Annotated in this window: 8 protein-coding genes and 2 pseudogenes; 5 read left to right on the plus strand and 5 right to left on the minus strand. The window is 45.1% G+C overall.

Annotation, left to right across the window (positions count from 1 at the left end; all coding sequences use genetic code 11):
• The first annotated feature begins 12 nt into the window (after positions 1-12).
• The 5 genes from QUA01_RS01150 (at position 13) to QUA01_RS01170 (ending at position 7,765) form a co-directional block, all read left to right on the plus strand.
• Complete coding sequence (locus QUA01_RS01150) at positions 13-675, plus strand: glycoside hydrolase family 108 protein (protein WP_194009441.1); 663 nt, start codon at positions 13-15, stop codon at positions 673-675.
• Positions 676-1,094: 419 nt separating this feature from the next.
• Positions 1,095-1,310, plus strand: a complete 216-nt coding sequence (locus QUA01_RS01155) for a hypothetical protein (RefSeq protein ID WP_333088737.1) — start codon at positions 1,095-1,097, stop codon at positions 1,308-1,310.
• Positions 1,250-2,224, plus strand: a complete 975-nt coding sequence (locus QUA01_RS01160) for a serine/threonine-protein kinase (RefSeq protein ID WP_333088738.1) — start codon at positions 1,250-1,252, stop codon at positions 2,222-2,224. Before QUA01_RS01155 ends, QUA01_RS01160 begins: the two co-directional genes overlap by 61 nt.
• Positions 2,225-2,805: 581 nt before the next feature.
• Complete coding sequence (locus QUA01_RS01165; protein ID WP_333088739.1) at positions 2,806-6,309, plus strand: PAS domain-containing sensor histidine kinase; 3,504 nt, start codon at positions 2,806-2,808, stop codon at positions 6,307-6,309.
• A 184-nt stretch (positions 6,310-6,493) separates the two neighbouring features.
• On the plus strand, positions 6,494-7,765 hold the full coding sequence (locus QUA01_RS01170; RefSeq protein WP_333088740.1) for an FAD-dependent hydroxylase: 1,272 nt from the start codon (positions 6,494-6,496) through the stop codon (positions 7,763-7,765).
• Between the two features lie 145 nt (positions 7,766-7,910).
• Here the strand turns inward: QUA01_RS01170 and QUA01_RS01175 are convergent, their stop codons facing one another.
• The 5 genes and pseudogenes from QUA01_RS01175 to QUA01_RS01195 form a co-directional block, all read right to left on the minus strand.
• Entirely contained in the window at positions 7,911-9,116 is a 1,206-nt protein-coding gene (locus QUA01_RS01175; RefSeq protein WP_333088741.1) for a catalase, read from the minus strand.
• A gap of 23 nt (positions 9,117-9,139) precedes the next feature.
• The gene (locus tag QUA01_RS01180; RefSeq protein WP_333088742.1) at positions 9,140-11,926 is read right to left on the minus strand and encodes a phospholipase effector Tle1 domain-containing protein; all 2,787 of its coding nucleotides are present in this window, start codon (positions 11,924-11,926) and stop codon (positions 9,140-9,142) included.
• A 114-nt stretch (positions 11,927-12,040) separates the two neighbouring features.
• Positions 12,041-12,319 (minus strand): annotated as a pseudogene (locus tag QUA01_RS01185) (zinc ribbon domain-containing protein); the annotation flags it as partial.
• Between the two features lie 12 nt (positions 12,320-12,331).
• Positions 12,332-13,225: an RNA-guided endonuclease InsQ/TnpB family protein gene (locus QUA01_RS01190; RefSeq protein WP_333088744.1), complete on the minus strand. Its 894-nt coding sequence runs from the start codon at positions 13,223-13,225 to the stop codon at positions 12,332-12,334.
• A gap of 150 nt (positions 13,226-13,375) precedes the next feature.
• Positions 13,376-14,119, minus strand: a pseudogene (locus QUA01_RS01195) (IS1 family transposase).
• Positions 14,120-14,166: the final 47 nt, after the last annotated feature.

The following is a 14,166-nucleotide window of genomic DNA, read 5'->3' on the forward strand; positions in this document are numbered from 1 at the left end:
CACAGAGAATTTATGAGCGACAAGCAAGCGACACAGCACCAACCTAACATCAAGTGGAAGCCAAACCTCCTGCTGGGGATACTCTTGTTAGCCTTAGCAATCCCCTTGCCTTTTGCCCAAAAGACTCTCGCACAGCAGCAAACAGCGAACTTTCGGCAGCGAGTATTTCAAACTGCTCTTTATTTCACCTTATATTTTGAGGGTGGATTCAGCAATCACCCAGCCGATAAAGGCGGCAGAACCTATCGGGGCATCCTGCAAACAGAATACAACTCGTACCGCTACAGTCGCGGGCTGCCGCCCCTTGACGTGACGCAAATGTCGGAAGCAGAGCTCCTAGAAATTTATAAATATTACTGGGATTCTAGTCTTTCGGGAACTATGCAGCCTGCTTTGGCGATCGTCATGTTTGACACCGCAGTTAATTTCGGTATTAACAATTCTATTACATTTTTGCAGCAAGCTTTAGGATTGCCCCAAACTGGTATTTTTGATTCGCGCACCAGGGAAGCATTGAAAGTCGCTAATAACAAAAATACAGCGCTACAAATGATTAACGAACGGATTATTTACCGCTACAAACGGGTGCAAGAAGATCCGAGTCAAATGGCTTTTTTTCGGGGTTGGCTGAGCCGCGATTACAGTTTGTGGGGCTACGTAAACAAGATTAAGTAGTTGGCAGTTGGCAGTTGATTGTTGGCAGTTGGCAATTCGGAATTATAATCAACAAATAACAAATTGCTCGTTACTTTCGCTCTGCCCGGTAATGCAGGTGCGGAGGCTCTGCCTCCTTCTATCTCGCGGCTTCTGGAGAGAGGACTGTAGGAAGTGCTTAAGTTATACCATTTTTCTAAAGATGTGCTATAGATGAAGTCTTAGCCCCCCGCGAGTTCGGGGGGGGTAATATCTAGCGCTACTTTATGAAATTGGTATTATTAAGTTTTCGATCCTTAGATACGAAAAGACTGTAGGAAGTGCTTAAGTTATTAAGTTTTCGATCCTAAAAGACTAATCAGTTGAACATAAACCGCCCATAACAGAAACATAAAAACAAAACCTATAGCGGCTGCACGAGTAACTTAAACCATGAAAATATGACAGTAGAAGAAGCAATAAATTTTTTAGACAATCTGGTGTACGAACAAACCCAAAAACGCCTAACTCGGTTGCAACAGTCGATCGCGCGAGGCGTTTTAGGGGGTTTGACGTATCAAGAAATTCAGCAAAACGATCCGCCCGTGGCTACACAGTGGGCTACCTGGCGCGGTATGTCGGCTACAACTTGTGGAAAGACCTCACCAAGGTACTGAAGCAAGCAGGAATTATTGAAGCAGAAGAAAGAGTAGTCGGAGCAAACCTTTGGGACTGCATCATCAGAGGTGTACAAAAAGGCACGCAACCAGCTCAATCTCTGGATCCGATATTGGGACAACTGCTGCGGATGCGTTACCGAATCCGAGAACATTTGGCGAGCACCGAGTACAGCGATACCTATCTCGCTGAAGATGAAAATTTGCCCGATCGACCTTTGTGTCTCGTCAAGCGCCTGAAAAGCCAGTCAGACAGAACCAGCCAGCTATTCGATCGAGAAACGCGCGTATTGTATCGCTTAGGAAAACACGATCGGATACCGGAATTGTTAGCTCGATTTGAAGAAGATGGATATTTTTATTTAGTCTATCAATTCATCGAAGGAGAACCCCTGTATCAAGAATTAATCGAAGGTCAACCCTGGGAAGAAGATCGCGTTATTGCTTTGTTAAAAGATATCTTAGAAGTCCTGGCCTTCGTTCACAAACAAAATGTAATTCACCGCGACGTTCACCCTCAAAACTTAATCGAGCGTGCATCAGACGGCAAGATTGTATTAATTGACTTTGGAGCAGTTAAAGAAATCAACATTTCGCAAAATAGCACAGGTCAAACGCGATCGCGCGGCGGCACCCAGCAAGACTACATTCCCCCCGAACAAGCCATCGGTTCGCCAAAATTTTGCAGCGACATCTACGCTGTCGGAATCATCGGCATTCAAGCCTTGACAGGGATGCGGCCGAAACAACTCAAAGTCGATAATTTAGGCAATCTCATCTGGCAGAAAAATGCAACTGTCACCCCGGAGTTTGCTAGCATTTTAGACCAGATGGTGCTGTACGCTTTTCCCCAGCGTTACCCATCAGCAACCGAAGCAATGCTCGCACTTCAACAATTGACAGTTGACAGTTGACAGTAGTCATTAGTCATTAGTCATTAGTCATTAGTTAAAGAACGAAACCCAAGACCATTGATGTGAGATTTGATACCAAAATCCGGTTTTAATACGCCCTATTGAGTCTCGCGTTGCGCGGACGAAAGTTTGTGTAGACGCGGTTTCAACCGCCGAGTCTTATTTTTTGTGCCGTTAGTGCAGCCCGCCCCTATGGGAGGCTGATCAACGTAGAGGATCGCACAATCCGCCACCATAACCCCTCCAACGACTGACTGCAAACACTCGCCTGAACCGATGAATCGGGCGATGGCTAATTTTTGACATAGAATGAAAAAAACCGAAGGAACAACAAACAAGCAATCTTTGATTTTCACTAACCAGCCCAAAAAAATCTTGAATTACGCCAAATTTTTTCTACATCTCTAGCCTTCTACTTTTAGTTGACACTCTCTCTGAAATTAGATAAGATAATTAATATTTTGGGCTAGGCAATTTTCACAAGATATTAAGCAGCTTTGTATAAGGCGCAACAATATAACGACAGTCTTTATTGTTACCTTAGATAAGTATAAACTCCAATAATTTGAGGTATCGAGAAATTGGAACGTTTTGAACCCGCACAAGCGCAGCCACCTTCAACCACAATTGTTGCGCTCCAGTCTTTTGCCAAAAAAGCTGGAATTGCAGTAATCGCGATCGGCTGTACAGTCATTTTGGGTTGGATCTTCGATCTGCAACTCTTAAAAAGCATTCTGCCCGGACTCGTAACCATGAAAGCCAATACAGCGGTATGCTTTATTTTGGGCGGGCTTTCTCTGTGCCTCCAACAACAAGGACGCGCCAAATTAACAACAATAAAACTTCAAAAAATATCTAAATTTTTAATTGTTAGCAGTTCCATTTTAATCATACTCATTAGCCTGTTAACCTTAGTTCAATACAGCTTTAATTTAGAATTAGGCATCGACCAACTGTTATTTAAAGAAAGTTACACCTTGCCAAACCCCGGAACACCAGGACGCATGGCACCGAATACTGCTGCTGCTTTTTTATTTCTGGGAACAGCCCAGTTGCTGCTGTCACAACGCCGCCCTAAATACCCGCCGGTTCAAATATTAAGCTGTTGTACATTTTTAATTGCATTTCTGGGTTTGATAGGCTATTTCTACGGCAAAGCTTTATTTTACCGAATTGGCGATCATACAGGCATGGCTTTGCACACGTCCGCAGCATTTATGTTGCTCAGCCTCGGCATTTTATTTACCAATCCAGAGCAAGGATTAATAGCAGTAATGGCGAGCGATCGCGCGGGCGGCATCATGGCAAGGCGCTTGTTGCCACAGGCAATCATTATTCCGCCTTTAGCGGGTTTTTTAATCATTTACGGAGAGCGATTTCAAGCCTACGAACCAGAGCTAGGACTATCGCTGTTAAGTGTCTTGAATGCGATCGTTTTTACAGTTCTGATTTGGCAGAACGCGAAAACTCTGTGTACCGCAGACCGGAAGCGCTATCGAGCAGAACTGGGACTTAGGAAAGCTAAATCAGACTTAGAAACTCAAGTTGAAAAACGGACTCTCCAACTGCAACTCGCCAACGAGCAATTGCAGCAACAAATTATAAATTCTCAAACAACAAAGCAGGCGCTTGAAAAAAACTACAACCTGCTGGTGACAGTCATTAACAGTACGCCAACAGCCCTATTTGTCAAAGATATTCATGGTTGTTACATCATGCTAAACGATGCGGGCGCTAGTATAATTGGCAAATCGGTCGGCGAAATTATCGGCAGAGATGACAGCGAGTTATTTCCGCCCGAAATTGCGAGCAATATTAGGAAAACAGATCGCCAGATTGTAACAGCGGGAAAAACGCAAGTTATCGAAGAACAACTACCAATTAAAGGCAATTTGCGGACATTTCTTTCGACAAAAAACGCTTACCGGGACGGGCAAGGAAACATCAGCGGAATAGTTAGCGTCGCGCGGGATATTACTGAGAGCAAACAAGCCGAAATTGCCAACAGAAGTCTGGCAGCAATTCTGGAAGCAACGCCGGATTTTGTAGGTATCTGCGACCTCGAAGGACGTGCCGTTTACATCAACAAAGCAGGCAGAAAAATGGTGGGTATCGACGAAAATACAGATATATCCCACCGACAAGTTGCAGAATTCACGGCAGCCTCAGCCCGCAGTGCTTTGAAAGGCGCGATCGCCACCGCTGTTTCCGAGGGCTTTTGGAGTGGAGAAACAACCTTTGTCTCAGCATCGGGCCTGGAAATTCCCGTCAGCCAAGTCATCCTATCCCACTCGGCATCCGACGGCAAACTCGCATACATTTCAACTATTGCCCGCGACATGAGCGATCGCAAACAAGCTGAACAAGCGCTGCAAGTGTCTCAAGCTCGTTTCGCCGGGATTGTAGAAATTGCCGACGACGCGATTATTTCCGTCGGTGCTGACCAAAAAATTATCCTGTTCAACCAAGGTGCAGAAAGGATTTTTGGGTGTACTGCAGCGGAGGCGATCGGGCAATCCCTGAGCCTACTGTTGCCCGAAGCTTTTGCCACCTCTCACAGTCACCTCGTCAGGAATTTCGGCGGCGTTAAACAAGCCCGAAAAATGGGCAACCGCAAAGAAATTTTCGGGCGCCGCCGAGACGGTACGGAATTTCCCGCCGAAGCTTCTATTTCCAAACTCGAAGTTGCAGGCGAAATCATCTTCACAGCTATTTTGCGCGACGTGACAGCCAGCCGGCAAGCCGAAGAATTTGTGCGTTTGAGCGAGGAAAGATATCGATCGCTGGCAAGGGCCACCGCACAGATGGTTTGGATGACCAACGCTAGCGGACTCTTCGACAAACCTCAGCCGGATTGGATGGCTTACACGGGCATGAGCTTGGAAGAGATGACGGACAACTGGATACAAGCAGTGCACCCAGAAGACCGCGATCGCACAATACAAGCTTGGATGCGCGCCAGAGAAACAAAAAGTCTCTACGAAGTCGAGCACCGCTTGCGGGGTGCAGACGGCAGCTACAGACACTTCTGGGTGCGCGCCGTCCCCATTTTGGCAGCCGATGGCAGCGTTCGCGAGTGGGTAGGAACTCACACCGATATTAGCGATCGAGTGCAAGTTTTGGCAGCGATGGAACAATCAGCCGCACAATATCGATCGCAAGCAGTCCAGCTCGAAAAAGCTCTCCGCGACTTGCACCAAGCTCAAACTCAACTAATCCAAACCGAAAAAATCTCTTCACTCGGCCAGCTAGTTGCCGGAGTCGCCCACGAAATTAACAACCCGATTAGCTTCATTTACGGCAACATCACCCACGCCAGCGAATACGCCAGAGACTTGCTCAGTTTACTCCACCTTTACCAGAAAAAATACCCAAATCCCCTCCCAGAAATTGCCGAAGCAACGGAAGATATGGAAATCGACTTCTTAATGGCCGACTTTCCGAAGATTTTGGAATCAATGAAAGTAGGAGCCGATCGCATCCGCGACTTAGTTGTATCCTTGCGGAACTTTTCCCGACTCGACGAATCGCAGATGAAGCTAGTAGACATTCACGAAGGAATCGAAAGCACTTTGCTAATTTTGCAGCACCGACTCAAAGCTAATGCAGGTCGTCCGGCTATTAAGATTATCAAAGAATACGGCAACTTTCCAAAAGTCGAGTGCTATCCAAGTCAGCTCAATCAAGTATTTATGAATCTTATAGCAAATGCGATCGACGCCCTAGAAGAATACAACAGCAATCATTCTTCCCAAGAAATATATTCTCCTCCCAACACAATTCGGATTAGCACCAGTGCGAATTCAGACACCGCAACAATTCGGATAGCCGACAGCGGAATCGGAATCAATCAAGAAATCATTCGCAAGTTGTTCGACCCATTTTTTACTACTAAACCCGTTGGCAAAGGCACCGGATTGGGACTGTCAATCAGCTATCAGATTATTGTTGAGAAACACCGAGGCCAATTGCAGTGTGTTTCCGCACCCGGGGAAGGTGCAGAGTTTATCGTAGAGATTCCCATTTGCCAGAAATTATTAGCCCTGGCTGCAGAAAACGTCAAGGAAATGGTCAGCAGTCATTAGACAGTTGACAGTTGACAGTTGATAGTGGGCAGTTGATGGTTGTCATTAATCATAAATTTCTCAACGTCTCCCCATCTCCCCGTCTCCCCATCTCCCGTCTCCGTCGCTCGATCGCCCTAAATCGAAATAACTCTTTACAATAAAAAAGTAACAATCCAATTAACTTTGACAAAATCCCTTGAAAATGCCTGTAAACCAACTTTCTCAAACAGTGGCCCCCCTCCAGACACCAACACTCGACTTTGACATAGCCATCGTCGGAGGCGGCATAGTTGGCGCTACCTTAGCCTGCGCCCTCAAAGATTCAGGATTAAAAATCGCCATAATTGAAACCCAACTCCCCGCAGCAGCAGCAGCCAAAAAACAAGCTTATGCAATTACTTTACTGTCGGGAATGATTTTAGAAGGTATCGGCGTATGGGAGCAAATATTGCCACAAATCACCACCTTCGAGCAAATTAGTCTCTGCGACGGCGACTATCCCGGTGTCGTCGAATTCCACCGCCCGGATTTGGGAAATACTGGCAAATTGCCGGTACCAAAAACAGCTTTAGGTTACGTTGGCGAGCACCGAGTCATGCTGTCAGCTTTGCAGGAATCTTTGGCAAAAAACCCGAATTTTAATTGGCTTTGTCCTGCCGAAGTAGTCGAAGTAAAATATTTAACTAATTCGGCTGAAATTCTCATCACACAAAACGGTGCAACTCGCACAATTCGCACCAAATTATTAGTTGCCGCCGACGGATCTAAATCGCGCATCCGCACCGAAGCCAACATCAGCACGCGCGGCTGGAAATACTGGCAATCCTGCATTGCTATCACCATTAAAGCAGAAAAACCGCACAACGATATCGCTTTTGAGCGCTTTTGGCCGAGCGGCCCGATGGGAGTCTTACCATTACCTGGGAACCGTTGTCAAGTAGTTTGGACTGCACCCCATGCGGAAGCAAAAGTTTTGCAGTCAATGGACGAAACAGAGTTTTTGACTTTGTTGGAACAGCGCACGGGCGGGATTTTGGGCAGTTTGGAGTTGGAGAGCGATCGCTTTTTGTTCCCGGTGCAGTTAATGCAGAGCGATCGCTACGTGTTGCCCAGATTAGCATTAATTGGCGACGCTGCCCACTGCTGCCATCCCGTCGGCGGACAGGGCTTAAATATGGGCATTCGGGATGCAGGGGCGATCGCCCAAATCTTGCAGCAAGCCCACCAAAAAGGCGAAGACATCGGCGATTTGCGAGTCTTAAAACGGTATCACAACTGGCGCAAAAAAGAAAATTTAATTGTGTTAGGATTTACCGATTTTCTAGACAGGTTATTTTCTAATACTTGGCTGCCTATTGTAGCATTTCGCCGCTTCGGATTGTGGTGTTTGCGAACAATTCCCCCAGTCCGATTTGTATCCTTGCGGCTGATGACCGGCTTAATGGGCCGCCCGCCCAAATTAGCACAAAACTAGGTTCGCAGTGAGGGCTGAAGCCCTCAAAATTTGTTACAGCGCGTCTATAGCGGTTCTCAAGCGTGGTGAGGATAGCCCTATGCCCTATGCCCTATGCCCTATGCCCTATGCCCTATGCCCTAGGCCCCATGCCGCCCAGTCTTCTTCAAAAGGTCTCGTTTCCAGTTGGTTCTGGGATTGGGTCGCTCAGACCTAGCTTCTGATAGCGATAGGAAGCGACAACCGGGTAAACAATGCCACGCAGCCGATTTATTGCACCAACCGGACGATGGACTGCTAGACCGTTCCAAGGAGAAAATCGCAGGTTTTCACAGAAATCGTATTGTTTCTCAAAATTAATGATTTGATGCTTGACAGTGAGACGACCTACTGTGAAGAAAGGAGATTCCCTTTCCTTCCAAGTAATCGTGGTATCGTCGATCGACATCTTGGAGTTGGTTTGGAATTGAATGCCAAAGTCCCAACAAAATTGAGCATCAGGTTGGAAAAGGGCTTGAATGATGTCATCCCGGTAGTAATTGTCGAGTTTATTGGGATCTAAACCTAAAGCTTTGGCGCGATCGCTAAAAGGAAGTTTAGGAATCCCAGGTCGAGACTGAGATAAAATCTTGTTGTGCGGCGGTTCGCCTGAAACTGGAGTAAACGCATATTTAATCACAGCCGGATATTCGACAGGAACTAGACTCGTTTTGGAAGCATCAAAATCGGGTTTGAGACCCAAAGCAGAGGCTGAACTGCTCCAATATCGTTCTGTTAGTAAACTTTTTGGAGTCGAACTCGTACCCTTGAGGAGTGCTAAGAATTGCCTCGGATGTTGATACAGCCACTTCTTTGTTGCCTCCTTCGACTCAACGACGGCAGAAAAAAAGCCGTAGTAATCTTTGATGTTTTCAACAAAGAAAAACGCTGAATTATGAACAATCAGATCCTGGGTTTTCGACTCATAGCTTTGCACCAGCCGTTCCCCTTCAACTCCCATCACTTTCACTGCCATTGAGCGGGTGTCTGGTTCGCAATCATTTTTGGGTTGGAAAGCCCCGTTGGCAAATCGCAGCCAAACAGGATATTGTTTGGGCAAAGAGAGTAAGCCTTGCTTCAGGGAAATAGCATTGAGTTGGGAAGAAGTCAACGAGGCGCGTTTGTTCAACTCGCGTTTAATCGCTTCCTCATCAAAGTCAAAGATTTCGAGAATTCCTTTAACAGCAGCATGGCTTTTGGTGTGAGTATCTCGCAGCGCCCGCTCCTTGTCCTTATAAAGATTATCCATGCGGATATTTGTTTGCTCGACTAGGCGATCGCAATATTCACGTTCATTCTGTTCGGGATATTCTGTAAACAACTTATTGCTCATATTTTCCTTGATGCGTTTGCTGATTAAACGGGTTTCCAATTGTAGCGGTAAAACGAAATTCGATAGTTTTTACCTTGAGGAATGTTGCGGTGTACTACCTCAGAAAGCGTTTTGGTATTGTGAATAATTTCCCAGCCCACAGGCGAAAAAGTTTCTGGATTGAAGATGTTTTCTGCTAATAAAGGATTGGTGAACGCTTGAGAAAACGCATCAATTCCGATTAATCGTCCCACCAAAGGAGGTAGGGCTGAGTTGGGACGCAAATCTTCGGCATAGAGTCCGACATAAAGCTCAATATTGTCTACGTGTCCGTACAAACTTTTTAGTTCTCGTTGAACTCTTTTATTGCCACTAATCTGATCAAAATCGGTGACGCGGGGATACTTGCACAACTCACGATAATCGTTGTAGCTTCTCAGTTTTGATTGACGAGCCATGCGAATACTGGCTAACTCGGTTGGTAACAGAAATTCAGGCGTATTGAATAAACTCAGTTGCGCGGCGGGTTGGGAACAACTTTCTTCAAAGATGCCTCCTAACCCCTTGCTGATAATCATGTTGTTGTTCCACATGGAGGCAGGCATGGGTACTGTCTCTTCGTTGTGAATGAGAGTATCAGGCAACATACTGTGCCAGCGGTATACCAAACTAAATTCTACCGACATCCAATTATGGCGATACCATTTTTCATTAGTGAAGGCCTGTGGATCGGTGAAGAATTGGAAGTGATAGGGAGTAATATGGTTGATGTAATCTTCTAACACAATCCTGAGAAATTCAACTACTACAATGTTTCTGGCAGTTTGGAACAGACGTTCATCATCCCAGGCTGGATAGTTTTCTGCTAAGATGTCGCACACGCGATTGTGTTCTCTCAAGCAAAGAACGTTCAGCATGACATAGCCAATTTGCACGTTTGCCCGTTCTAATTCAATTCCCATCGCGAATAATTTTTGTTTTTTTTCGGGAGAGAATGTCTCGGATTTTGGGATGGAATTTTCGGTGTAAAGATGAGGTAATTCTGCGAATTCTTCTTTGGCTCGTCCATCCTCGTCGTAGTAGAACGGAGGATATTCTTCGCCATTAATAAATTGGCTTTTCATCTTGCCGCCTTTGTGCGATCGCAACATCTGTGTAATCTTGGGGTTCAACCCATAGACATTACACAGATCGATATGGTGGTTGGAAGTATTTTTACGGTGATCGTCGCGGGCTGTACGCAGAAAGCTATCGGTGAACCACTGCACAAAATAGGGAAACATCAGTGAAGATTTGGGCGAGTATTGTGTCTCCCCGTCTTTGCGATACAAAATTTCCAAATCCTGAATCGGCGGCAGATTTTTCTCAAACTCTTCGGTAGGCGCTAAATTAATGCCGACGTGATTTTCGTTGGTCAAGGGTTTCCAATCTAAAGGTGGCAACTGGAGTCCAGAGTACGAGCGATCGATCAATGAATCCCAAGATGTGTAGGGAGACATAGTGCTAAACTGATAGGGACGAACCGGAATCTTATTGATGGCATTGTTGATCAGCGTCTTATTGACTTTTTTGGCAAGACCTGAATTGTTTTGAATAAAGCTCCAAATTGGCTTTAAGCCAGTTAAAGCTGCCGTCTCCAGTTTGTTTTTAAATCCGTCCCGTGAAGTATCTCTTTTGCTTGCCATGATGGTTTTTCTTTCTCGGTATTTTCCGGTTCTAGGAGGTGATGCTGCTAATTTTTCAGATTCTCGGTATTGCTCGGTTCTAGGTGGTGATGTTGCTAATTTTTCAGATTGTGATGCAGTCTTTTCTGCCTGCTGGATGGAATCAAGTTTTGGGAGATGTCGTTGTAGATTTTTGGGGCGGTAATCCTGGCGGTTTTGCAAGCGCAAGATCGTGCTTTCATGCAGTTCTTCAATTGCATCGCTCACTTCACGCAACTTGATTCCTGCTAATTTGAAAACCCCTGGATCGTTCTTAAAGTCACACTCATAATTAGGATTGATACCTGTTGGAATGACACTAGGATCGAATTCTAGCCCAAGTCCCAGTTTACGGGTTGAATCCAACATCCACTGCAAGGCGGCATCTGATAACCCACTGTATTCTTTCGTTCCACCGCCTACGCAGCTATGTCCGCCGGGAAACCAAACTTGAATTACCCGCTGGTTCTCAGTATCAGGATGCTTTTTCATGGGAGTTACGTCGAAAGCTTCGCGGATTTCGTCGATCGCCACGGCGTGCAACGCATTCTGAATCCCTTTATTTAAAGTCGTGTCGTGAAATCTGTAGCGCTTGTTGAGTTGTTCGTGAACCTGCTTGAAGGCAGGTACACTAGGAATTCCTAGGGAACCGACGGTATCGAAACAACCAATCAAGGTAATCGGGACGCGATCGCCATAGGTGTCGCGGTAATCGGCAGCCATTTTATCCCGCGGTTTAACGTCTCGATGACGGTAAAGCTCGTAAGCTTCGTGGGTTTTAGTCACGTGAGGGCGCGATAGCAGACCAGCGCAATAAATCATTCCCGCTAGACTTCTGACGGTGTAAGCACCGCGACTGAACCCGAATAGATAAATTTCGTCACCATCTACATAGTTGAGACTGAGGAACCGATAGGCATCCTCAATGTTGCGATCGATTCCGAGTCCCGTGGCTCCGCCTAAAATCTTTTGACTCTCGGTGCCAATGCCTTCGTCATAAAACACTACCTGTGGAACTCCATCACTTGCGATCGGTTTCACAGATTGAGCCAGCTTAACTACATTGCTTGGGTAAGGACTCGATAGCTGTTGCCAAGTTCCATCACAGCAAATAACCAGACGTTTCATGTTTCACCTCAAAAGCTTTCACTCGGCCTAGCGTGCATTGCAACGCATCTTATCAGTTTAGTAACTGCTTGACACTCCTCGGTCTGAAGACGCGAGGATTCTTGGATCAATCAGTTAATTTGCTCGTTGATGCTGCCACCAACGAGTAGAGATCGGTTTCCAAGCGTTAATTTCGGTGTATCCCACCCTATTTAAAGTGATTCCTGCACGGGCTTTCAAACCTTTTCCCAAAATGTTAATTGCGGCGTTACGATCCCGATCCAATCTCGTACCGCAACCGCAAATATGGGTGCGAGTTGAAAGTATTTTTTTGAGAGTATTGCCACAGTTTGAACAGTCTTGAGAAGTGTACTGAGCTGCAACAGCAATTACTGTTCTGTCGTACAGTTTTCCAAAGTATTCTAACTATTGTGTAAATTGTGACCACGCTGCATCACTAATTCGCAACGCAAGCTTATGGTTTTTCACCATATTCCGCACCTGAAGATCTTCGTAGGCTACAAAATCGCTAGATTTTACCGCGCACAAGGCCGTCTTAATGGCGAAGTCTTTGCGCTGCCTGCTGACTTTCAGATGCTTTCTTCCTAACTTGTTGAGCGCTCTTCTTCGATTGCTAGAACCTTTCTTCTTTCGAGAAATCCGCTTCTGCAATCTTTTAAAAGCTTTTTCACTTTTACGAAGATAGCGATGGTTGGCAACCGTCTTACCATCGCTATCTTCGTAAAAGCGGTTCAATCCCAGATCTATCCCCATAGCTTTACCATTAGGAACAGGCTCCTCTTTTCGCTCCACGTTAATACAGAATTGGGCATAGTAGCCGTCGGCACGACGCACAACTCTGATTCGTTTGATCTCGTCAGGCACCGAGAAATGCAAATCCCGATTACCGATCAACTTAAACTTCCCAGCAGCAAAACCGTCTTTAAATGTCAGACATCTTTTGTCAGTAGAAAGTAGCCATCCTGACGTTTTGTATTCGACCGAACGAGTGTGTTTCTTGAAAGGCGGGTATCCCTTTTTTCCTGGTTTCTTGGCTTTGCAATTAGCCCAAAAACGTTGGATAGCAAAAATGGCACGTTCGGCTGAAGCCTGACGTACAATCGAATTAAGCTTACCTGCCCCTTCAAACTCTTTTGCCATAATGGCGCATTGTTTGTACAGGTCAACCAACTTAACCCCTTGATTCTCTGTCCAATACCTAAGAGTTTTATTTCGGACAAATTGAGCCGTCCTAATCATCTCGTCAATGACTCGGTATTGCTTCGCTTTGGCTTTCAACTTAAACTCTAATGCGATCATTCAAGTATCTTACCGTACTACGAAACACTATGTTTACAAAATGCGTATGTTTAATCATTCTTTACACTTTGTAGAAACTAAAGTCGTCCTATAAGGACAGGGCTTTAAACCCAATTTTTCTGGTAAGCCTATTTGATCGGCGCTGGTGAATCAGAGTATGATACGGGCAAAAATACGAGAGGGGAGCCGAAAATGATTTCTGGAATTTTGGTGGTAATTGGAACATCTCCAAATTTTAAATCATGAATTAGTAATTTAATTGAATGCCCTGGCTTTTTTATAAGCGAAAATAACAAAATAATTCTCTTTTTTTCCTGACCAAATAATGTCTAAATATTGTATTTTACCCTCAATTTTTGTCATATAGGTTTTGCTGAAAACCGGGTATCCTTCCGGGATAAAATTTGGGTAAACTTTCCACTCACCTGTTACAGAAAAGTAGCATTTTCATTTACTAACCTCCGCCCATAGTGGTTCAAAAATTTTGGCGCTATGGTCGCCTAAAACCAATTCTAAAATACCTGGCTTAAAATGATCTACCGCTTTCCACAGCGAGGCTTTGTTCGTTTTAGCCCACCAATTTTTGTAATTCATCTAATTCTCCCACTTCGGGATTTGTTTTTGATTCGTCAAAATCTGGTAAGAGTTACCGGCTGATTTTACCCAATTAATGATTGTAGTATGATGTACATTTTTGACTCTTTCAATTGCTCTAAAGCCCATGCCATTATCATACATTTTTAGGCATTCAGGTTTAACTTCTTCCGAATATCCTCTTTGAGGCTTATAGTCCTCTATAAATTATCTTTTGCATTGCGCACAAATATAATTCTGTTTGCCTTTTTTGTGATCATTTTTATTGATATGAGTTGAATTGCATTCAGGGCATTGCATAATATTTATTTTAAATGTGTGTTATTTTTGGCGCTCGGAGGACAACT

The sequence above is a fragment of the Microcoleus sp. S36a_B3 genome (assembly GCF_036700745.1).
Classification (GTDB): Bacteria; Cyanobacteriota; Cyanobacteriia; order Cyanobacteriales; family Microcoleaceae; genus Microcoleus.

What these genes read in the sequence shown, in the direction of transcription:
- QUA01_RS01150 (WP_194009441.1), top strand. Translation starts at nt 13, where the DNA reads ATGAGCGACAAGCAAGCGACACAGCACCAACCTAACATCAAGTGGAAG.
- QUA01_RS01155 (WP_333088737.1), top strand. Translation starts at nt 1,095, where the DNA reads ATGACAGTAGAAGAAGCAATAAATTTTTTAGACAATCTGGTGTACGAA.
- QUA01_RS01170 (WP_333088740.1), top strand. Translation starts at nt 6,494, where the DNA reads ATGCCTGTAAACCAACTTTCTCAAACAGTGGCCCCCCTCCAGACACCA.
- QUA01_RS01175 (WP_333088741.1), bottom strand. Translation starts at nt 9,116, where the DNA reads ATGAGCAATAAGTTGTTTACAGAATATCCCGAACAGAATGAACGTGAA.
- QUA01_RS01180 (WP_333088742.1), bottom strand. Translation starts at nt 11,926, where the DNA reads ATGAAACGTCTGGTTATTTGCTGTGATGGAACTTGGCAACAGCTATCG.
- QUA01_RS01190 (WP_333088744.1), bottom strand. Translation starts at nt 13,225, where the DNA reads ATGATCGCATTAGAGTTTAAGTTGAAAGCCAAAGCGAAGCAATACCGA.